Below are 20,823 nucleotides of genomic sequence, written 5' to 3'. Positions count from 1 at the left end.
TGGCTCCGTGAGATGCGGTGGAAGCGGAGCCGTACCCCGTCGGCCATCGGATGCGCTGCCGAGCATCGGGGAATGAGCGCCTCCGGGACGCCTATGCTGGCGCCATGCCGCGTACTTGGACACGCTTGCACGAACACCTCGGTGAACCTCCGGGGGCAGTCACCGCGGCTATGGTGCGACGTGCCGTCGCCGATCAGCTGCGCGAGACGGACGACCTCGACTGGAAGCAGGCTCTTCCCGTCGCGCCCGTCGACGGACGGTGGAACGAATTCGCCAAGGACGTGGCGGCGATGGCCAACACCCGCGGCGGACTGTTGATCTACGGCGTCAGCGACGACGTGCGCGAGATCGGGATCGATCCCTCGCATGTGAACGAGCAGCAACTGGGCCAGTGGGTACGCAACCACGCTCAACCGTACGTGCACGGCCTGTCGTTCACGCCTGTGAGTGACGGGCCCGTGAGCTTCCTGATCGTCGACGTGCCTGCCAGTGCGTGGGCGCCGCACTCGGTGTACGGGACCGCGGCCAAGGACAAGGACCAGATGGCTTCGGTTGTGCCGTATCGCGACGGCCCCCACACCGACTGGATGGCGGAGCATCAGTTGGCGCGGGCCTACGCGGACCGCTTCGCCCGCCAGGACGCGGCCGAGATCGAACTGAGGCAGCGTCTGGAATTCGTGTCCGACATGGTCGTCGGGTCCGGTGAGCTTCGGGCCGCTTGGGTTGTCGTGGCCGCTCGCCCGCAGCGTCCGCTCCCGAGAAACGTATCGGCGCCCACCCGCGAACAGATCCAGGCCACACTCAGCGCCTCGCTGGCCAAGGCCTCCACGTTGCATGGAATGCGGTTCGGCCTGGTGCCGGTCCTGAGAGACCTGCAACCCACGGTCCGTGTAGGCCTTCGGCGATGGGTGGTACACGAGTCCAACGGTCGTCCCCTCCTGCTCGAGCTCCACCACGACGGCACAGCGATCCTGGCCGCGGACATGTCCTGGAAGGCCTTCAACGCCCAGGGGGTGTCCCCGCCGCTGGCAGTGCGCTGCGGCGCGATCACCGGCGCCGTGTTCGACGCCGTCGCACTCGCGACGGAACTACGACGCACCCTGGTCGGCGACAGCGCCCTGGACGTCACCGCGATCGTTACAGCAGGCCCCGACAACACCGCCCCGTTCGTCCCGGTGACCTCCCGCAACGGTGTCGTCGAAGTCCCCGAACACGCCCGCCGCCCCTCCAGGATGCTGCCGGTTTCCACCACGCTCCCCCAAGCCGTCGACCGCGACGGCTTGATCGCCGTCGCCGAGGAGTTGAGCGAGGGGCTGCTCAATCAATTCGGGCTCACGTCATGAGCGGCGTGGCACCGCGCATGAAGGACGGGTGTCGCGCCGGTCCACCGGTCGAGGTGGGCAGCGCCGTATCAAGGAGTCACTTGTCGAGGGGGATCAGCCACGACGGGCCGTCCGGTTCGTCGTACCGGATCGTCTGTGTGCCGTCCGGGTCGATGTCCAGGCCGAATCGGTCGAAGGCCGGGCGGCCGGCCGACGTCCACCAGGTCCAGGCCGCCGCCACCTCGTCCCACAGGCGCCGGGGGCCGTGTTGACGGACGCGGAACGTCTCGAGTTGCTGCCCGTCGTAGTCCACGGTTGCCCATGACGTCAGCGCGTCGTCCCAGATCCACAGGCGGGAGCGGAAGTCGTCGCCCGTCCCGGGGTCGTCGTTCCAGTGGGTCCTCAGGCCGGGCAGGACCAGGCCCATGACCGCCTCGGCGTGCCGGTCGCCGCCCGCGACGTCCCACGGCGACAGGGTGGTGGTGCTCGTGTCGGGTACGTCCGTCGGCCGGACCACGGCCGCGACGTCGCGTATGCGCGAGCGGTGGCCGCGCATCGACATGAACGATCCGCCGTGTACGAACCGGCCGCGGGCCGTGCCGTCCTGACGCGGTGTCAGGACGAGGTTTCCGTAGGTGGCCCACGCGGTGGTCCACGGCGTGACGATCAGGCCGCCCGGTGCCGACTGTTCGAGCCACGCGCGCGGGACGCGTGCCACCGAGCAGGTACCGAGGATCCGGTCGTACGGAGCCCGCTCTGCCCACCCCTTCGCCCCGTCGCCGGCCACGACTGTGGGACGCAGCCCGAGGGCGTCGAGCCGTCCGCGAGCCGCCGCGGCCAGCACGGGGTCCACTTCGACCGTGACGACGTTCGCGCCGCCCAGGCGCCGGGCGAGCAGGCCGGCGTTCCAGCCGCCGCCGGTGCCGATCTCCAGGACCCGGTGCCCGTCCATCACATCCAGGGTCAGGAGCGTGCTCGCGACGATCGAGGGCTGAGAGACCGACGACGACGGCCACGCGGGCTCCCCGGGTTCGGGTTCGCGGCCGTCACGAACCTGGATCACCGCCGGCACGTCGGACCAGGCGATCTCCTCCCAGCCATCGGGGTCCACGGCGCGGTCGACGGGCGCGTGATCAGGCATGCCGTCGACCAGCCGCACCCACACCACATCGGGTAGGAACGCACTACGGGGCACGCGCTCGAACGCCTCGCGCCACGGCCCCGGCAGGGGACCGGTCACGCGTTCGACGAGACGAAGCAGGCCCGAGGGAGCCCGCTCCGTGATCCCACTCGTCACACTATTTGTCCTTCTTCGGAGTGCCAGGGTTCGGCGGCTTGTCCGGGAGGATCGGCGGGGGCACCGGCCTCCCGGGCTGGTTGCCGTCGCTCGGGATGGGGCTCGAATGCTCACCCATGTCGATTCCCTTCGGCGTGATATCGGTACCGACGCAGCGGAAGCCGCCGCATGTCGAATGCATCCATATCGCTACGGTCGGTGACGGACGTACGCGTCCACGGTACGACCACGACGCCATCCACGGAATCCCCATCGTCCCGTAGGAACTGCGGTCGGACCTTGGCCTCCAGCACTGGGAGCATGTCGATGTCGAGTATCCGAACGGCCCGTGCCCATGGCAATCTTCGTCGCAATGCCTCGGTCATACGAGACGGAATCCTCGGCGCGCCCCGTCGCCGACGCCGCTGCCCGAGGTGGAGTGGGTGCTGGACTCGCTGTACCGGGACGGGAACTTCACCCACGCCGTCGCGCTGAGACTCCCCGACGTGCGACGGAGACGCTCGGCGGTGTGGCGGTTGTGGGACCGGGCGCGGTCCTGGGCCCTGGTCGACGATCGACCCGGCGCGGTTCACGGTCTTGGGTCGGGTGCTCGGGACCGGCCGGGCGGCATGGCGTTGGTAGGCGCGCAGGCCCGGGCGTCGGGGCGGCCTTGACGAACACGCGGCGCCCACCGGTGAGGGTGACGACGGCGGCGAGTCGGTGGCCGAAGCCGCCGGCGGGTCCGGCGAACCCGATTGATTTCGCTCGGCGAAATCTGTTGCGATCATCGCAATTCATTGCGCAGACTGAACACCATGAGCGTGTACGAAGACATCGCCGCGATCCTCCACCCGATGCCCGAACCGGGCGCCGTCGATCCCGAGTTCCACAGCGACGTCCGCCACGACGTCGACGCCGCCCGCAAAGAGACGGTCCTCAACCTCGAGGCCGCCTCGGACGCGGACGCCGAGAACAACGAGCCGTTGCTGTCGGCGATCGCCGCCGCCAAGTGGCGCCGCGACCTGGCCGAGGCCGAGATCCGCCGCCTGGTCGCGTACGGCCGCGAATTCACCCGACCCCGCCCCTACCGACTCGCCGACCTCGCCGACGCCAGCGGCATGTCCATCTCCGGCGTCCGCACCACCTACGACCACGCCGACGTCGCCGACGTGCAGCACGCCCTCGGCCGCAAGCCCCGCGAATGGCGCGCCACCACCCCCGACGACCCCCCGGACGACGGAGGCACCCCGTGAACACACCCCCGGCCGAGCAACCGCCGCCCGACTGCACCTGCCCGAACCCGTGGACGAACCTGGTCACCGTCGTCGAGGGCCGGCGCCTGCGCGCCCACCCCGCCACGACCCCGGGACCGGCCTCCGCGCTCTACATCGCACACTGCGCCCGCTGCGGCGCCCGGTACCCGGGCCCGTGGCGACTGGCCCCGACCGAACCCCGTAGCCCCGAAGGCACCTTCGGCCCCGACACCGGCCCGCGACGCAAACGACCCCACGCCGACCCCGACAACCTCCCGCGCGAAGGATGACCGGCGCTCCGGGACGGAGCATGCCCGACGCACGACGCACGCACCTCCGCGAACGCCTACCATTCCGACAGCCCCCGTCACCCCGACCCGAACACCCGGCTCGCACACGCGGAGACGTCACCGATGCGGAACCCCACAACCCCCTCCACACGTCGTCCCGCACGCAACACCACGCCGGCACTACGCCCCCACCAACGCGATGCCCTCACCGCCATCGTCCGCGAACTCGAGAATCCCGACCCCCACACGGTCGGCACCGCCCGATACAGCGGACGCCGCGCCACCGCCGTCATGGCCTGCGGCACCGGCAAGACGTGGGTCGCCGCCGCAGCAGCGGCCACCCTCGCCGCGCACGACCGCGTCCTGGTCCTGGTCCCCACCCTCGACCTCCTCGTCCAGACCGTGCGGGCGTGGCACCGGGCCGGGCGGGTGGGCGGGACGCAGGTGGCGGTGTGTTCCCTCGGCGGCGACGCGGCGTTGAGCGGCGCCGGGGTGCGGGCGACCACCAGCGCCCCGCAACTCGCCCTGTGGGCCGGGGCCGACGGGGCGTTGACGGTATACGCCACCTACCAGTCGCTGGGCACGATCCTGGACGCCCACACGGGCGTGTACGGGCTGCGCTTGAAGCCGTGGCGGCTCGTGTGTGTCGACGAGGGACACCGCTCCAGCGGATCGCTCGCGAAGGAGTGGGGGGCCGTCCACGACGACCGACGCCTCCCCGCGCAGGGGCGGTTGTACCTGACCGCGACCCCGCGCGTGTGGGAACCACCCGCCAACAGCACCTACAGCGAAGGCACCGGCGAGGGCGAGGCCGAACGACCCTCGGTCCTCGCCGACGACGCCGCGTGGGACGACCCGGACGCGGCGGGTCCCGGTGGGCTCGACAACCTCGCCGAGGACGACGCCGGCCGGGACGACGAAGGCGATGAGGACGACGAGGGCGGCGCCGGGCCGCCTCGGGTGCGTGGTGGACGTCCGGTCCACTCGCCGCTGCCGCTCCACGCCGTCGCGTCCATGGAGAACGAGGAGATCTTCGGCCCCACCGTCCACCGCCTGGAACTCGCGGCCGGCGTGCGCCTGGGCCTGCTCGCCAAGCCGCGCATCGTGGTGGTCGACGTCGCCGACCCCACCGTCCAGGACTTGGCCGCGGCCGGCGGCCTCGACCTCAACCGCGGCCCGGGCCGGCGCACCCTGGAGGAGGTCGAGGAGTACCGGGCCGCGCGCCTGTCCGCCCTGCAGACCGCCGTACTGCGGGTCGCCGCCGACCAGGAACTGAACACGGTCATCGCCTACCACGCGCGAACGGCCGAGGCCCAGGCGTGCGCGGAGACCCTGCCCGACGTCGCCAAGCGGCTCCACGAGACGGACCCGCAGCGGTATCCGGCCGGGGTGTGGGCGGAGTGGCTGTGCGGGGAGCACGAGGCAGAGCATCGGAGGCGGGTGTTGGGCGAGTTCGCCGCGCACACCGACCGCGAACCCGCCGCCCTCTTCGAAGTTCCCGACCGGAGTGGGGTGGTGACGCGGCGGGCGGTGCTGTCGAACGTGCGCGTCCTCGCCGAAGGCGTCGACCTGCGGGCGGACGCGGTGGCGTTCATGGACCCCAAGCTGAGCGTGATCGAGATCGTCCAGGCCATCGGGAGAGTCCTGCGCCAGGAACCCCACGAGGGCCGGATCGCGACGATCATCGTGCCCGTGTTCCTCGCCGCCGGCGAACAACCCGACGACATGCTCGTCTCCGACTCCTACCACTTCCTCGTCCGCGTCCTGCACGCCCTCGCCGCGCACGACAGCCGGGTCCTGGACATGCTCGCCACACCCGCACCCAGCGGCAGCCACTTCCGACTCACGGCCCCGACGGACACCGACGCCGAGGGCGACGAAGACGGCGAAATCGAGCCGGCCGAGGAGGACTTCGAAGGGGGCGGGGGCGAGGAACCCGAGGACGACGAGGAACGATTCCTCGTGAGGTTCATGACCGAGCGCGATCCCGCCCTCCTCGCCGACTTCATCAAGTTGCGCGTCATCGACCCCGAGCGGCGGGACTGGCGCCGCGGTTACCTCGCGGCCCGACGCTGGCACGCCGCGCACGGCGACCTGAGGATTCCGCTGGAGGCCATCGACTACGACACCGAAACCGGCACCAGCCATCCCGTCGGGGCGTGGATCAGCGAACAGCGCAGGGCGTGGTCGGCGGGGACGATCAGCGCGCGGCGGATCGAACTGCTCGAGGCGCTGGGGATGGTGTGGAGCCCCGACGACGCCGCGTTCGAGGACGGACTCGCCATGTGCCGCGCGTACCACGCCGTCCACGGACACCTCGCCGCCCCCAAGAACGCCGCCGTCAACAACTACCCCGTCGGCCAATTCCTCGCCAACTGCCGCCGCCCGTTGGAGTCCCGCAAGAACCCCGCGCGCTGGGCGCAGCGGTGGGAACGCCTGGCCGAGATCGACCCCGACTGGAACCCCACCGGACGCGAGGACCCCGCCCGGCGGTGGTCCCTGGAGTGGCAACGCATACTCACGGCGGTACGACTGCACACCGAAAGCAGCGGGAACCTCCACGAGCTCTTCCCCGGACACACCATCGGCGGCGAGGACGTCGGAGCATGGCTGGAACGGCAACGGCGCAGCGGCGCAGGCCTGTCGGCGGCGCAGCGGGAGGCTCTGGCCAGGGTTGGCGTCGAGGTGGCCGAGGTCCCGGCGCAGCGCGCGGCGCCGGTGGACCGGTGGGCTCTGACCCTGGCCGCGGCGGGGGCGTACCGCGCGCGGGAAGGGCACCTGGTCGTGCCGCGCAAGCACGTCGAGACCGTCGAGGCGGGCGGCGCGGTGCACCGGGTGAAGTTGGGTGTGGCGCTCGCCAACGCACGCCAACGACAGGCTTCTTGGGCGGCGGAGCGGGTCGACGCCCTCACCGCGCTCGGGATGCGGTGGGCGTAGTGGGTGTCCCCGTCGTGTCGGGATTCGGCCGTCTCGCGGGTAGGCGAAGCGTCGGCCACCCCCGATCGGGAGATGCGTAGCCCGAGCCGTGTGCCTCGCGGTTCTGGGCGACCGAGAGGCATACGCGCGGTTGCATGGCTGGGCAGCTCAGGCTTCGCGCGTACGGTGCGCGTCCCGCGCGCCGGACGCGTGGGTGACCCGTGCCGCGTAGTCTGCGCCCGGTCGACGTGTCGGCCGAGATCATGTGCGGACTGCTCCGGAGTGCTTGTCCGCAGTCGCGTCTGGGTGTGAGAGCGCTGCTGTGGGACTCGAAGGGGCCGGGCGGCGGTATGTGGAAAGGGTGCGGTTGATGCAGCGCAGGGAGTACCTCGGTCAGTTCCCGATGCGGGTGGCGGTCCTGCCGTCCCGGGTGGTGTATCTCATCGAGGAGGGTGGCTCGTCGGGGTTTCGTCGGGCCGTACGCGAGGCGAGTTCGCGCTGGGGCGGAGTCACGGAGCCGATCGTGGAGGTTCCGGCCGATGGACAGGTCACAGAGGCGGTCCGAGAGATCGTCGCCGCAGCCGACGTCCAGGTCGCGGTGAGTGTCGAACTGGACGAGGGCCGGGCACAGCAGGCCGCGGAACAACTCGGGCTTCGGGTGGAGCCGTTGGCGGACATCGATCGTGTGAGGTCGGTGAGTGGGTGTACGTGCCCTCCGTTCGCGGTGGCGCCGTCCGGTCGGACCGGGGGGAGCCTGGTCATGGCGCAGAACGACGCGCCGCTGTGGCAGGTCGCCGCCGCAGGCGACTTGGACGATGCCCACCTTGTCGATGCCGAGCCCCGGCTGTCGGTGTACCGGCCCATGACCGATGCCGAGATCGGCAGTGCTCAGATTCATGGGACGACTTTGCTGGAACGGACGGCGGCGCAGTTCCACGAGAACGCGGCGACGGGGGTCGGCGGTGTGGTCGGTGGTCCTGTCACCATCGTCGTCACCGATCCCGACGACGTGGGTTCGTGCGTGTGGTTCTGGAATCTGCGGGCCCTGCGGGCGCGGACGATCAAACCCACTCACGTAATGCTGGTGCCGCGGGGTGGTGTCGAGCCCTGGATCAACTTTCCCGAGCAGGTGAGGGAACTCGTTCTGACCGGCCATGACCGTTCACCCGATGTCGCGTTGGTCTCCTCGACGGCGCCGGAAGAGGAGTTGCACCGGCTCGGTGAGCACCTGGGGATGACGCACACGCCGGGCGCCGACATCAGGGTGGTCGTCGGGGCGGGTAATCGGCCGCGCCCTCCGGGCTTCTCCTACATCGTCAATCAGGATCCGCGAACGTGGTTGGTGTTCGACCGGTCCTGGGGCGCCACCACCCATGTGGATCTGCATCTGTACGCCGGGGACAACAGGATCGAGTTTGCTTCACCGGTCTCGTTCGACCGCCCTGGACGTGCCCTCGTGAGGTTGACCAGCGTGGCCTTCGACGGCCTTCCTCGACGTCCGGCCGTCGCCGAGATGGTCGCCGCGTCCGCCACCTGGCACAGGGACAGCCTCCAACTCCAGAGGTCGGCTGAGGGGCGGTACCGCCTGAACCTGACAGTCCCCGACCTTTCCACGGTGACCGAGCGCCTGCTGAACGACGCGACCGATCGGTGGGAGGTGTCGGACAAGGGCCACATCGGGCAGGGGGTGCTTGCCCAGCACGCCCCGGGCGCTCTCCTGCGTCCCGGAATGTACGAAACGATCATCGCCCTGCACACCAAGCGATCCACGGCCTTGGACAGGCGTCTCAAGAAAGCGCGTGTCGACGGCGACTACGACGAGGTGGCGGACTTGGAACTCGGCAGGTGGGGCGGTCGCGCACGGAGGACGTATCGATCGGTCACTGACCTGACGGCCCGGGAAGGACTGTCCCGACACAAAAGTGAAGTTCCCGGGGTGCTGGAAACGATGTGCGCAGCGGGTTGGGCGCAGCGGGGGCTCGAATCGCAATGCGACCGTTGCCGCCAACGGATGTTCGTTCCTTTGGTGGAAACCACCGGTCCCGCGCCCTGCCCGGGTTGCGGAACGCCGGCGACGTATCTTTGTGGCGCCGCGGGCCCGACGGTCGTGTACCGGCTCAACACGTTCATCGACCTCGCCGCCGATTTGGGGATCCTCCCGTACCTTCTGACGGTGGCCGCTCTGGCCGACGAACGCCCCGACTCCCACCTGATCCCGGGGGCGAACGTGTACTTCCCCGGCATGAAGCGCGAGGTCGACATCTATGGGGTCTGGGGCGGGGATCTCCTCGCCGGGGAAATCAAGACCGACCCGAAGCAGTTCGACACCGAGCAGCTCCAGCACGACATCGACGTCAGCGTTCGTCTCGGCGTCGACGTCCACGTGATGGCGTCGGTCGGTGTCGTCTCGCGAGAGCTTCGAGACGAAGCGCAGAACTTGTGCGATCAGGAGAAGTTGCGTCTGGTCGTTCTCGACAAGTCCCAGTTGCGACCGAGCGCGGAAAGCCGCGAGTGAGTGGGGCTCTTGCGCCCGCCCCATTTCCCGCGTGACGGACCTCGACCAGCAGGGCAACATCAGCGCGGGGCAGCGCTGGTCCCGCCGCCGACGGTAGCGGTCCGCGCCGCCGCGAGGTACTCGAATCGGGTCTGCCGTGTCCCGGGGCCGACGAGCTGCTCGCCGATGTCGGACCTGACGGTTGTCGCCGTCGCGCGCTCGGGCATCGGTGTCGATAGGAGTGGATCGGCGGCTACCGTGTCAGCGACGGGTGTCGCCGTTCGGTCGCGGCCAGGGTCATCGCGTCCTCGACGAGTGCCTCGAACTCGGGGAACCGCCAGGGGCCGACCTCTTCCAGGGGGACACGGTGTCGGCCGGTGGCGATGTCGCTCATGATGTCGAGGGCGGTGACGTCGGGTCCCATCCCGCGCGTGGTGGAGGGATTGCGGCCGGTCCAGGCCCAGCGCAGGGCGGCGCCGAGGCTGTAGGTCTAGGCGGCGTCGGTGAGTTCGAGGTGGACGTCGGTGGTGGTGTGGAGGAGGCGTTCGGCGATCTCGGGGGCGGTGACGTGGTCCATGCCGCCGCGGTAGGGGTAGGGCAGGGGCAGCAGGGTGGGGTGCTGGGTGAAGTCGAGGTCGATGAACTCCACGTCCCCGCTCTCGGTGACGACGATGTTCGCGGGCTGAACGTCCCCGTGGTGCCAACCGGCGGTGTGCAGGCGCGCGAGGGCGTCGAACGCCGCATGGGCGACGTCGAGGAGTTCCTGCTCGAACCCGGGCGTGGGAACCCTGCCTTCGCGAGCGGGGGCGCACAGGTCCCACACCGTGGTGCCCGGCCGCCACTCCACCGCGGTCCACACCCCCTCCCCCAAGTGACCGTGGACGCCGCGGGCTGGGTACAGGCCGGCGGCGTGGAGCAGGGTCACCGCGTGTGCCTCGTGGTGGGCGCGGGCGACCCGGTCTCCGGTCGCGGTCTTGATCTTCCAGTGTGCGGTGCGCCAGCCGGTGGGATGGTCCGGGGCGAGGCGTCGTGGGGTCTCGTCGAGGTCGAGCACGTGGGCGGCGGCGGCCAGGAGCGGGTTCATCGTGACATCCTCGCGGGTGCTGGGGCCGGATCGGCGCGGAACGGGCGAACGCGGCCGCGGGGGCCGCGGACGAGCAGGTGGGCGATCTCCCGGGCGATGGGCAGGTCGGTGCGGGCCTGCACGAAGCCGAACTCGCCGGCGGGGTTGGTCTCCAGGTAGTTCCACTGGTGCTCGTCGACCACGAAGTCCAGTGCGGCGTAGGTGAGTCCGAGGTCGCGCACGTGGTCGACGCAGGCGGCCTCGACGTCGGCGGGTGCGGCGATGGGCGTGTAGTGGCAGGCGGTGCCGGCGGTGCGCCAGTCGAGGTGGCCGTCGGTGGTGATCGCCGCGGTGAAGACGCGGTCGTCGACGACGGTCACCCGGGCGTCGAAGCGGCGTTCGCCGACCAGGGCCTGCAGGCAGTGGATCGTGCCGGCGATCGCGCTCGGGTCGTCGGTGCGGCGCAGGCGGGTGGTGGGGACGAACGTGGTGTGGCGCTGGGTAAGGGCCTTGACCACCACGCGGTCGTCGTGTTCCTCGATGAAGGCGCGTGCGGCGGAGGGGTCGCTGGTCAACAGGGTGTCGGGCACGGTGAATCCGGCCCGGGCCGCCGCGGCGAGCTGCGCGGGCTTGTGGCGGGCGGCGCTCACGGTGGTCGGGTCGTTGCACCAGATGCGCAGGGGTTGGGCCTTGAGCAGGCCCAGTAGGGCGGTGGTGTTCTCGTCGGCGCGCCACCGCTCGTCGGGGTCGGCGTGGGCTTGGGGGCGGGTGGGCTTGCGCCAGTAGACGGCGCAGTGCTCGTCCACGGGGGCGGCGCGTTCGCGGTGTCGCAGTGTGCTGTGCCACCGGGCCGTGTGGAAGCGGCCGGTAGCCTCGAACTTCCCGTCCAGGTTGCCGGGGTCCAGGCGCAGGACGGTGGCGTGGCCGACGAGGTGCGACACCACGAGGTCTGCGGTGAGGTCGGTCTCGGCGGCCACGACCACGACGGTGGGGTGGGGGTCAGTCATCTGCCTTGAGCCCGGAGGGCTCCTGGGTGGAGGTGTAGTCCGCGACCAGGTCCGCGTCGGCGGCGTGGACGAGCAGGGTGCCGTCGGGGAGGACGTTCGCGCACTGGTCGGGGTCGTAGTGGTGCGCGGGCAGCGGAAGCGGACCGTCGGCGGGGGCCGCGAGGCGGCGGGTCAGGAGCAGCGGCATGACCATGAGGGAACCCTCTCAAGCGCGTCGGGTGGTGGCTGTTGGATGGTGCGAACTGCCTTGCTTTTCAAGGAGACCGTGCCGGGGTGGCGGTGGGAAGGGTGTGTGCGGTTCGTGCATTCGGTGTGCGTGTTGTGCACATGGCGTCGACGCAGGGTGATTCGGTGGCTACCGTGAGGGCGGACATCGTCTGCGCGCTCCCTGGGGGGTCGTGATGGCCGAGCTCCGCCCGCCGTGGGACGCGCCGCGTGTCAGGATCCTGGCCGCGCAAGGTGACGTCGGTGGCCTGGTGCGGGTCGGTCGGTTGGCGCGGAACTGGCGTCAACGCGACCTGGGTTCGATCGTGGGCTACTCCGCGTCGACCGTGTCCCGGTTGGAGTCGGGCGCTCGCGCGGGCGTGGACGTGGCGGTGTTGCGCAGGTTGGCCGACGCGGTGGACATGCCCGCCGGGGTGCTGGGCGCGGCACTGGGCGTGAGCGCGCCGCTACCGGCTAGGGTGGCCCGGACCGCCGTGCGGCGGGACGAGGAGGACGACTCGATGCGCCGACGCCGCCTGCTGACCGCCTCCCTCGCGGCCGTCCCCGTCACGATGCTCGGCGGGGTCGACCAGGCACTCGCGTCCATCCCCACCCGCTCCTCCCCCACCACCGGCACCCAGCTCGTCGCCCTCTTGGGGCGCGCCCGCCGGCTGTACGACACGGGCGACCACCCGGCCCTGATCGCGGCGTTGCCGGAGTTGCTCGCTGCCGGACATACCCACGCCGACACCACCGGTGATCAGGCTTCGTTCACGCGCCTGGCCGCGTGCTACGACCTCGCGACCGAAACCCTGTCCAAGATCGGCTTTACTCACCGGCCTCCGGTGTGCATGTCACGTGTGTGAGCGCCTGATGATCATGGTCCCTATGATCATTAGCCGCACACTCATTCGACGTGTGTGACGTTCGGGGATGTCGGGGTACGCGTGGCGCGCAGGCTGGTGTTGGGGGACCTTCGAGTGCAGGAGTTGGAGCACTCGTCGGGGCGTGTGTCCTACACGATCTTGGAGGCGGACGGCTCGGTCCGCCGGTTGGCTGACGGGTTCCTACGGTCCTGTGGGGGTGGGACTGATCGGACCTACGCCTACTTGCTGGTCGACCACTTGAGATGGCTGGAGTTCGAGGGCCTGGCGGCCGAGTCGATCTCCCTGCAGGATCTCAAGCGCTACATGGGGGCGGTGGGAGCGGAGTTCAGGGGCCCGTACGGACGCCCCTGGCGGGAGGGAAAGCGTCCGTACGGACAGAGCGCGTTGGACACACCGCAGCGGCTTGCTTGAAGGGCTTCTACCTGCACGCCGGCTCCCACGGAGGAAGCCGGGAGCTTGCCGAGGAATTCTCGCGGACGCGGCTGCCGACCAAGGCTGACCGGCGGCGTCTCCTCCTTGGTCACGCGGTTCAGGAGATGCCGACCAACCCGTTGCGCCCGACCCGGTCGGTCCGTCGACGGCATCCGAAGATGCCACCCGAGGGCGCCCGGGGAGCGCTTTACGAGGAGTTCGGTTCGGCGCGGGACCGCATGATGGTGACCTGGTTGGCGGACGGCGGGTTCCGCATCGGAGAGTTCTGCGGCCTGCACCTCATCGACCTTCATCTGCGGGAAGGGGCGGCCTGCGGCGAGTGCCTCGTGCCGCACGTCCACATCTGCCACCGGGAGGTCAACCCCAACCGGAGCCGGGCGAAGACCAAGCTGGACTGGGCGACCAGAGACGGTGTGGTGACGGGAGGGGCCGTGCGCCGGGCGAGCCCGACGATGATCCACACCTACTTCGACTACATGACGACGGAATACCCCCGTCAGGCCGGACACGGCATGCTCATGGTCCAGTTGCATGGGAAGAGCAAGGGCCAACCGTGGTCGACGGCGGGAGCCCGGCAGGTGCTCAAGAGGGCGGGCCGCCGCCTCCAGCTCGGGAAGATAAATCCGCACGAATTCCGTCACCTCTTCGCGACGAACGTCCTGGACGCCGCCGACGGCAACACGCTCATCGCGCGAGACGCCGGCGGCTGGGCCTCGGCGACGACAGTCGACCAGATCTACGGCCACGCCGACGTACATGATCCAAAGTTCGCAGCGGCGCTGGACCGGGTCTGGGAGGAACAGCGGTGACCGCTCTGACACTGCTCACTGAGCCCAGCAGCCGAATCGGGCGGGATCGCCTCGAACTGCTGACCGCAGTGATCGAAGGGCCCGGTTTCGACCCGCTCTATCGGCCCGATCTGATAGAGATCCCACCCGACCACGCCGTCTATGCCTGGCGCTGCGACGTCGGGAAGTGCGAACGCTATCGACGCTGGGGCACCCGGTTTTGCGATGCCCACCATCGCGAGCGGAAGGCCACAGGGATGGGCCAGGCCGCGTTCGCCCAGGCAGCGCTGCCACTCTTCCCGAAGGAGGGCGTCGATCTGGGCATCTGCCGAATCTGTCCTGGACTGCCTGCAAGTTCCCGAACCACGCAGCTCTGCAAATCTCACGACGGCCGATGGAGTCATCAGCAGGAGCTCGACCCTCATGCACGGTTCGAGGAGTGGCTGGAGACCGCGACGCCTCTGCAGAGCTTCGGCATCTGCCGGGTGCCGGCCTGCCCTTATCTGGCGTCCTCTCCGACGAGATTGTGCGAGCCGCACCAGGACCGCTACTACCGGGATCGAAAGCCGGGAGGTGCATCCGTCCCGCCGCAGTGGCGACGGATTGCGGCCTTCCGAGGAGAGCCGGTCCGGGTCTCCTTTGATGACAAGGCGGCCTTTCTCCGGTGGTGTTCGAAGCAGAATCCGGTCCATCGGATGGGTTTGATCAACCTGAGTGGGCTGCACCCCCTCATCAAGGCGGAGATCAAGTGGGGGCTGCATGCCCATGCCCAGCTCAAACACCGCAGCCACTGGGATGCCGGAGCCATCCAGCGACTGGCGAACCATTGCCGACAGCAGAAGATGACCTCGCTGGCCGACTTCGCCAGCACTGGCGAGAACGATGGGCAGTGCTGGCAGGACTTCGACTCACGACTGCGGATGATCATCCTGGGGATTTCCAACGGGCTGCGCTGCATCTACTACAGCCCTGCAGACACCAAAGAGGCCGGCTTCGTCGAGACCGAGCACTTCGGCCGCCGATTCTCCAAAGCCCAGAGCCATTTCGACCTCACCGCCATACCGCAGAGGTGGCTTCGTGACCTGCTCTGGGAGCATATGGCCGGCCTGCTCCGTTCGGCCCAATGCCCGCGCTCTCGCGGCCCGTTCGACTATGCGCGACGAGCCTGCATCGAACTGGGCGCGTTCCTCGAAATCGACGCGCCGGAAGGCGGCCACGACGCCACCGTGCTGGGCGCCGAGCACGCCCAGCGGTTCGCCACCGATCTGCTGAACCGGGAACGGCACGGCCTGCCCTCCCTGGGCATCGTCCGATCCGACGGCCAGCCCTCGACCGTCACCTTCGGCACCCGCCACACCACGTTCGTCTACTCCCGCAAGCTCATGCTGGAAGCTCTGAGCTCCGGCCAGTGCGCTCAGGCCGGTCTGGACCACACCTTCGTCTCCGCGCTGCCCGCAGGTGGCAAGGTCCGCAAGATCTCCCGGAACCCGTTCACGGACGAAGTCGCTCGGGCTCTGGCCGACGACACCAATCTGAAGGTGTTCGCGGCGACCTTCGATCCGAACGACCGGGGCATGCGCGATATCTGGGAGGCGATCGTCGCAACCGGCCGCCGTTGCAGCGAGATCATCGAACTCAGGCTGGACTGCACCGGCCGCTACCGCGGCCTGCCGATGCTATGGCACGACCAGACCAAGGTCGGCAACTACAACGAGGGCATCCGCATCCCCGAATATCTCTACACCCGGCTGGGCGAGCGCCGCGCCAAGACCCTTGCCTATTTCGAGGATCGACACGGCCGGGCTCCTGGCCCGGATGAGCGCAAGCAGGTGGCACTCTTCCCAACCGACATCCGCAACCCGTCCGGAGACCTGTCGATCTCATACGGCCACTTCAGCGCCTCCTTCAGGGAGTGGGTAAATGGGCTGAACCTCGGCGGGCACGTCATCCACCAGGCCCGCCACACCATGGCCACCAAACTCCTGGCAGCAGGAGCCAGCCTCGCCCACATCCGTCGCTACCTCGGACAGATCAGCGACCGGATGGCCGAGCACTACGCGAAAGTCGCTCCCTCCGACCTCGACGACCTCCTCAGTACTGTCTGGGTCGCCGGGCCGGGAGCACCCGAACCAGGCGCACCCCTCTCCGCAGCACTCGAACCTCTATCTCGTGCGGAAGCGCAGGTTCTGGCGATCGACCTCAGCAGAAGCAGTACCCCGGCCGAAGGCGGATTCTGCACCTACCAGCCCGTTGTCAACGGCGACGCCTGCCCCTGGAAGATGAACTGCGAGGGGTGCGACAAGTTCGTCCTTTCGGGTGCTGACCTGCTCTATTGGCGCCGCAAGCAGGAGCAGTGGCGGTCGGTCGCCGAACGTGCTCCCACCGATGAGATAGCCGATTACCTGCACCAGACCTTCGAACCCACCGCCCGCGCCATCGAGGGACTGGAGAACGCTCTGGCCGGGCTCGGACTCCTCGAACAGGCCCTTGCGCTGGATCTCCGCCGCCCACAGGACTACTACCAGCGGATCTGGTCGATCAACTTCCGGGCCTCCGACCTCGCCGCGGCCGACAACGACCTGCTCCAGGAAGCAACATCATGAGCAGCCCCGCACCCCAGACCGCAGCCGCCAACGAGGCCCGCCGGCAGTCGACCGAGGCGATGCTCGAACGCATCCAGACCGCTCTTTGCCACATGCGACGCGAACGGACCCCGATCACCAAGGCCGCCGTCGCCCGCGAGGCCGACGTCTCCCGAAGCTTCATCTATCAGAACGACCGAGCCGGCGCGCTGATCGCCCACGCGGCGGAATCCACCGATCGGGCACGAAGCAACGACCGCGCAGGACACGCCGCCCAAGTCGAGGCAGCCTGGAAGAATCGCGCCCTCAACGCCGAAGCCGGCCTCAAAGCCGCCTACGCCGAGATCTCCACCCAACGACGCCAGATCGGTCAACTCCTTGCACAAATAAGCGACTTCGAGACCGACCTCCCCGCCGAGGCTCACGGACGAGTGGTCGCTGAGAACACCACCCTCAAGCAGAAGGTCCGCCGGCTCACCACAGAGAATCGAACTCTGAGCGACCGACTTCAAGCAGCCCGAGCCAACGCCAGATTCGCTGACAAGCGCATCTCCGAGCTGGAGATGTTGCTCCTCGACTCCGGGGCCGTCCCTGGCGGCGGCTCTTGACCCCGGCCGCGCTCAGCCAGCAGCGGAGCCCAACGGGAAATCCGGCACTTGCGACCAGGACAGTGTCTTCCCCAGCTCCGCTGCGACCTGGTTGGCGACGGCTTCAGCCCCGTCCCGAAAAATCCGGGCGCAGGTGATCGCGCCATGCACGACCAGCGAATGCTTGCCCTTCGGCATGGCCCTCAGCACGTCCGAAGCGGACGGGACAGAGTTGTTGGCGTTGTTCCCCTTGGTGACAGGCCCTGGCCAGACCTCGGTCCGCCACCCGCTCGTCAGCCCATGGGTCAGGCAATGCCGCACCTGGATCCAGGACTGAGAAGCCGCAACCGCGTCATCCCAGCCGATCATGCCGTCTTTCCACCAGCTCGCACCGATAGCGGGAGGCACCCAGACCTCCAGGTTGAAACTGCTGACCAGTCTGGCGCGCACGGTCGGGAAGCTCTGGCTCACCAGCTTCTGCACCTCCGCCAAGCTCGGGTTCGTGAGGTTCACGTTCTTTGCGATCTGCGCGAAGCTGGCCCCCTGCAAATAGAACGCCGTTGCGAAGAAGTCCTCGGCGAACCCTTCGAAGGCTGAAATCGCGCCGAGCGCGATCGCAGGCGCCAACGCCCCGTAGTTCCCCGGGTTGCCCCTCTTTCTGGGATGAAGCTGCAGTAACCGAGACGGCACGCTCAATGAGCGCGCGAACCGATCGACACTCAGTTGCAAGCTCGGAGCAAGCGTCGCCGTTGCCAAAGTGCACTCCTCAAATCAGAGATCGATCAAGTGTCGGTGTACACCCCGGTGTGCTCAGTCAGATACGTGGCTACGTGCTCAGCCACACTGACCTCGACCCGGCGGGGGTGCCGGGGCCACCTGACGGCGGCAAGCGGGAAGCGCCGCAGCCTTCAAGAGCGTTGGATGGTGGGCGTCAGCCACACCGTGTGACGCGCACTGAAGCGCACGGTCTGTTTTACGGGTCAGCCGTGGTCCTCCCAGTCCGCTTGGCAGAACCGGGCCCCGCTGACCATGGTGTCCCCGGCTCGGGTTGCTCGTACGTACATGTTGAGGCCGGTCGGACCGGGATCTCCTCCGCAACCGAAGGCCACGCCCAACCCGCTCCCCTCCAACTGCTGGATCAGGGACGCATCCACGGCCTGAACCGGCATGCCGATCAGCCGGATGCCCTCAAATTCCACCTGCGGCCCAGTGCGTCCGTCAACGGTGACGGCGCCCAGTGTGGGGGGCCGACCTGGGCCGCAGACGTAGTGAGCGGTCACGCCGGCTTGGTCGAACCGGTCGTCGGGCAGGATCCACGCTCCGGGGCCTTCCCATGGCTGCTCGAAGGGATACCCGCCGAGACGGACGGCCGGCTTCTCGTCCAACGCCCTCGACACCTGCTGCGGGTTCATGCCGAACCGAAGGGGACCGATGCTCTGCAGCGGTGTCCAGTCCCAGCGCGGCCGATCTTGCTCGGCTCTCACCGGCCACGCCCCTGGGTTCGGCCGCTCATCACTGACATCGCGCCAGAAGACGACCGGCTCGGCTCCGTAAGGATCCTCGGCCAGCTCACTGCTGACGAGCAGCGCATGGGTGATCATCGTGTCCTGCCGCTGCAAATATCCCTCGGGTGACAGCCCCAGTTCCTGTGCGGCGCCCATGGAAACGCCCCACGCCTCGACCTCCGGATCACCGCTCCAGTTCACCCGCACGGAAGTCCCCTCCCGGCGTGCGAGGTCCTGAATATCCGCGCGCGCCTCGGACGGCACTCGGGCAATCAGCTCAATGTCCCGCAGACGCACCAGCGGTCCATCCATCGCATCGATCGCTACCGCGACCAGGCCCGAATCCTTCCCATAGATGCCGGTCACACCCCAGCGGGTGTAACGGCCCCAGCCGGTTCCGCTCCCCAGTCCCTGTGAGACGTGGGCGATCGCCCCGTCCAGAGCCGATGCCACCTGGTCTGAGGTCATCCCGAACCGCAACGGCCCCACCCCCACCAGCGGCTCAAGCACCCACTGCGGCCGTTCCCCGGGCTTCCCGTTCCACCAGCGCACCCCGACCCCCAAGATCATTCCGGACAGTCCCGGCGCTTCTGCCGGTGATCAGGGAGCCACCCTAAAGCGCAAGGCCATGAAGTTAAGCCGTTTCGCCTGATGGCAAGTGGTTCGAGTCAACTGAACGGCAGACGCAGACAGCGGAACTCCGGTAGAACGACCTGTCCGCCAAGACGAGTCGAACCCACTTGGAGTTCCGCTGTCCGGTCAGTGTGTCATCAGCCGTGAAATCACGGTAGCCGAGGGCCTGTTCGCCCCCGGGCATCTGGGGGAGCTCACCCGGATCGTGCCGTTCGAGATGGTCGACGCGGTCCTCGCCGAGGCCGGCGCCGTCGAGCGGCGGTTGCGCAAGCTGCCCGCCCGGGTGGTGGTCCATCTCCTGTTGGCCGCCGGTCTGTTCGAACAGCAGGGCCACCCGGCCGTCTGGCGCAGACTGACCGGCGCCCTCGGCGACATGTACGTTCCGAGCGTCACCGCGACGGCCCTGTGGCACGCGCGCACCCGCCTGGGCGTGCGACCGTTGCGGGCCCTGTTCGATCTGTTGCGCGGTCCCGCCTCCGCGATCCGCACCGGCGGGGCCCGTTGGGCGGGTATGTCGGTCTGCGCGATCGACGGGACGTACCTGGACGTGCCCGACGACCCCCGGCTGCGGGCCCACCTGGGCAAGGGCGCCAACCAATACACCGCCGCTTCCGGCTATCCGCAGGTCTGTCTGAGCGTGCTCGTCGCGTGCGGCACCCGGGCCGTCGTCGACGCGGCCTTCGGACCGCGCGCCCCCGGCGGCGAGACCCACCACGGCAAACGCCTGCTGCGCTCCCTGCACCCGGGCACGATCGTGCTCCTGGACCGCGGATTCTCCGGCAACGATTTCCTGCGCTCCGTCGCCGCCACGGGCGCCGATCTCCTGGTCCGGATCACCGCGAACCGCAAACCACCCGTCCTCGCCCGATACGCCGACGGCTCGTTCCTGTCCCGGATCGCGGGCGTGGAGGTCCGCGTCGTCGAGTGCGAGATCACCATCTCCACCACCGCAGGCCGGCGGACCGGCGTCTATCGCCTCGCCACCACCCTCCTCGACCCCCACCGCCACCCGGCGTTCGAACTGGTCGGGCTCTACCACGAACGCTGGGAAGTCGAGTCCGCCTACTACGAGATCAAGAAGAGCATGCTCGGCCGCCGGGTTCTGCGCGCCCGGACGCCGGCCGGCATCGCCCAGGAGATCCACGCCCTGTTGACGGTCTACCAGGTGCTTCGGATCGCGATGACCGACGCCGTCGAGACCGTTCCCGGCGTCGACCCCGACCGCGCCGGCTTCAGCGTCGCGCTGGAAGCCGCCCGCGACCAGGTCGTACGGGCCGCCGGCGTCATCGCCGACACCACCATCGACCTCGTCGGCGCCATCGGACGGGCCGTCCTGGACCACCTTCTGCCCGCCCGACGCCTGCGCGTCAGCCCCCGCTCGGTCAAACGACCCCTGTCCCGCTACGCGTACAAAAGCCTCAACGTCGACCGTCGCAGCTACAAATTCACCCTCACCATCGACATCTTGACACCAGCCCCAAACTCTTAACTTCATGGCCTTGCCCTAAAGCGCGACCTCCAACAACGGACTCCAGCCCGCAGGCTCACGAGGATTGCGAAGGAACGTAGGGCCACCGAATCGAG

General features: G+C 69.0%; 18 protein-coding genes. 11 read left to right on the top strand and 7 right to left on the bottom strand.

Going from position 1 to position 20,823, the window contains the following annotated elements:
* Positions 1 to 170: 170 nt before the first annotated feature.
* Positions 171 to 1,343 (top strand): ATP-binding protein, encoded by a 1,173-nt coding sequence (locus tag OG928_RS47005; protein WP_331768148.1) that lies wholly within the window; start codon positions 171 to 173, stop codon positions 1,341 to 1,343.
* Positions 1,344 to 1,419: 76 nt separating this feature from the next.
* Here OG928_RS47005 and OG928_RS47000 read toward each other — a convergent pair whose 3' ends face one another.
* A complete protein-coding gene (locus OG928_RS47000; protein WP_406292050.1) occupies positions 1,420 to 2,562 on the bottom strand; it encodes a methyltransferase domain-containing protein in 1,143 nt (380 codons plus the stop codon).
* An 851-nt stretch (positions 2,563 to 3,413) separates the two neighbouring features.
* Between OG928_RS47000 and OG928_RS46995 the strand changes: the two genes are divergently transcribed.
* From OG928_RS46995 to OG928_RS46980, 4 genes are all read left to right on the top strand, one after another.
* A complete protein-coding gene (locus tag OG928_RS46995) occupies positions 3,414 to 3,851 on the top strand; it encodes a hypothetical protein (RefSeq protein ID WP_331768145.1) in 438 nt (145 codons plus the stop codon).
* Positions 3,848 to 4,141, top strand: a complete 294-nt coding sequence (locus tag OG928_RS46990) for a hypothetical protein (protein WP_331768144.1) — start codon at positions 3,848 to 3,850, stop codon at positions 4,139 to 4,141. Before OG928_RS46995 ends, OG928_RS46990 begins: the two co-directional genes overlap by 4 nt.
* Before the next feature lie 123 nt (positions 4,142 to 4,264).
* The gene (locus tag OG928_RS46985; RefSeq protein WP_331768143.1) at positions 4,265 to 7,078 is read left to right on the top strand and encodes a Helicase associated domain protein; all 2,814 of its coding nucleotides are present in this window, start codon (positions 4,265 to 4,267) and stop codon (positions 7,076 to 7,078) included.
* 739 nt (positions 7,079 to 7,817) lie between these two features.
* Positions 7,818 to 9,572, top strand: a complete 1,755-nt coding sequence (locus OG928_RS46980; RefSeq protein WP_406292048.1) for a hypothetical protein — start codon at positions 7,818 to 7,820, stop codon at positions 9,570 to 9,572.
* Between the two features lie 232 nt (positions 9,573 to 9,804).
* Here the strand turns inward: OG928_RS46980 and OG928_RS46975 are convergent, their stop codons facing one another.
* From OG928_RS46975 to OG928_RS46960, 4 genes are all read right to left on the bottom strand, one after another.
* Complete coding sequence (locus OG928_RS46975) at positions 9,805 to 9,975, bottom strand: hypothetical protein (protein WP_331768141.1); 171 nt, start codon at positions 9,973 to 9,975, stop codon at positions 9,805 to 9,807.
* A 66-nt stretch (positions 9,976 to 10,041) separates the two neighbouring features.
* Positions 10,042 to 10,635, bottom strand: a complete 594-nt coding sequence (locus OG928_RS46970; RefSeq protein WP_331768140.1) for a hypothetical protein — start codon at positions 10,633 to 10,635, stop codon at positions 10,042 to 10,044.
* The gene (locus tag OG928_RS46965; protein WP_331768139.1) at positions 10,632 to 11,621 is read right to left on the bottom strand and encodes a hypothetical protein; all 990 of its coding nucleotides are present in this window, start codon (positions 11,619 to 11,621) and stop codon (positions 10,632 to 10,634) included. The genes OG928_RS46970 and OG928_RS46965 overlap by 4 nt, the downstream gene beginning before the upstream one ends.
* Positions 11,614 to 11,814, bottom strand: coding sequence for a hypothetical protein (locus OG928_RS46960; RefSeq protein ID WP_331768138.1), 201 nt, complete (start codon positions 11,812 to 11,814; stop codon positions 11,614 to 11,616). The genes OG928_RS46965 and OG928_RS46960 overlap by 8 nt, the downstream gene beginning before the upstream one ends.
* Positions 11,815 to 12,022: 208 nt before the next feature.
* Here OG928_RS46960 and OG928_RS46955 point away from each other — a divergent pair, with 208 nt between their 5' ends.
* From OG928_RS46955 to OG928_RS46935, 5 genes are read left to right on the top strand one after another with little or no spacing between them, the layout of a single operon-like run.
* A complete protein-coding gene (locus tag OG928_RS46955) occupies positions 12,023 to 12,691 on the top strand; it encodes a helix-turn-helix transcriptional regulator (protein ID WP_331768137.1) in 669 nt (222 codons plus the stop codon).
* A 54-nt stretch (positions 12,692 to 12,745) separates the two neighbouring features.
* Positions 12,746 to 13,123 carry a hypothetical protein gene (locus OG928_RS46950; RefSeq protein ID WP_406292046.1) on the top strand — a complete coding sequence of 126 codons (378 nt, stop codon included), beginning with the start codon at positions 12,746 to 12,748 and terminating at the stop codon, positions 13,121 to 13,123.
* Complete coding sequence (locus tag OG928_RS46945) at positions 13,120 to 13,953, top strand: tyrosine-type recombinase/integrase (RefSeq protein WP_406292045.1); 834 nt, start codon at positions 13,120 to 13,122, stop codon at positions 13,951 to 13,953. Before OG928_RS46950 ends, OG928_RS46945 begins: the two co-directional genes overlap by 4 nt.
* Positions 13,950 to 16,535 (top strand): tyrosine-type recombinase/integrase, encoded by a 2,586-nt coding sequence (locus OG928_RS46940; RefSeq protein WP_331768134.1) that lies wholly within the window; start codon positions 13,950 to 13,952, stop codon positions 16,533 to 16,535. The genes OG928_RS46945 and OG928_RS46940 overlap by 4 nt, the downstream gene beginning before the upstream one ends.
* Positions 16,536 to 16,594: 59 nt before the next feature.
* A complete protein-coding gene (locus OG928_RS46935; RefSeq protein WP_406292044.1) occupies positions 16,595 to 17,122 on the top strand; it encodes a hypothetical protein in 528 nt (175 codons plus the stop codon).
* A gap of 12 nt (positions 17,123 to 17,134) precedes the next feature.
* Here the strand turns inward: OG928_RS46935 and OG928_RS46930 are convergent, their stop codons facing one another.
* Together OG928_RS46930 and OG928_RS46925 are read right to left on the bottom strand one after the other, a co-directional pair.
* The gene (locus OG928_RS46930) at positions 17,135 to 17,857 is read right to left on the bottom strand and encodes a hypothetical protein (protein ID WP_331768132.1); all 723 of its coding nucleotides are present in this window, start codon (positions 17,855 to 17,857) and stop codon (positions 17,135 to 17,137) included.
* A 224-nt stretch (positions 17,858 to 18,081) separates the two neighbouring features.
* Positions 18,082 to 18,972: a hypothetical protein gene (locus OG928_RS46925; RefSeq protein WP_406292042.1), complete on the bottom strand. Its 891-nt coding sequence runs from the start codon at positions 18,970 to 18,972 to the stop codon at positions 18,082 to 18,084.
* Positions 18,973 to 19,357: 385 nt separating this feature from the next.
* On the opposite strand from OG928_RS46925, the gene OG928_RS46920 reads away from it, so the two are divergent.
* Positions 19,358 to 20,728 carry an IS4 family transposase gene (locus OG928_RS46920; protein ID WP_331768350.1) on the top strand — a complete coding sequence of 457 codons (1,371 nt, stop codon included), beginning with the start codon at positions 19,358 to 19,360 and terminating at the stop codon, positions 20,726 to 20,728.
* Positions 20,729 to 20,823 lie beyond the last annotated feature (95 nt).

Origin of the sequence: Embleya sp. NBC_00896 (assembly GCF_045207785.1) — a bacterium.
Taxonomy (GTDB): Bacteria; Actinomycetota; Actinomycetes; order Streptomycetales; family Streptomycetaceae; genus Embleya.
Note: the sequence above shows the minus strand (reverse complement) of the source record. Positions and strands in the feature narration are given on the sequence as shown.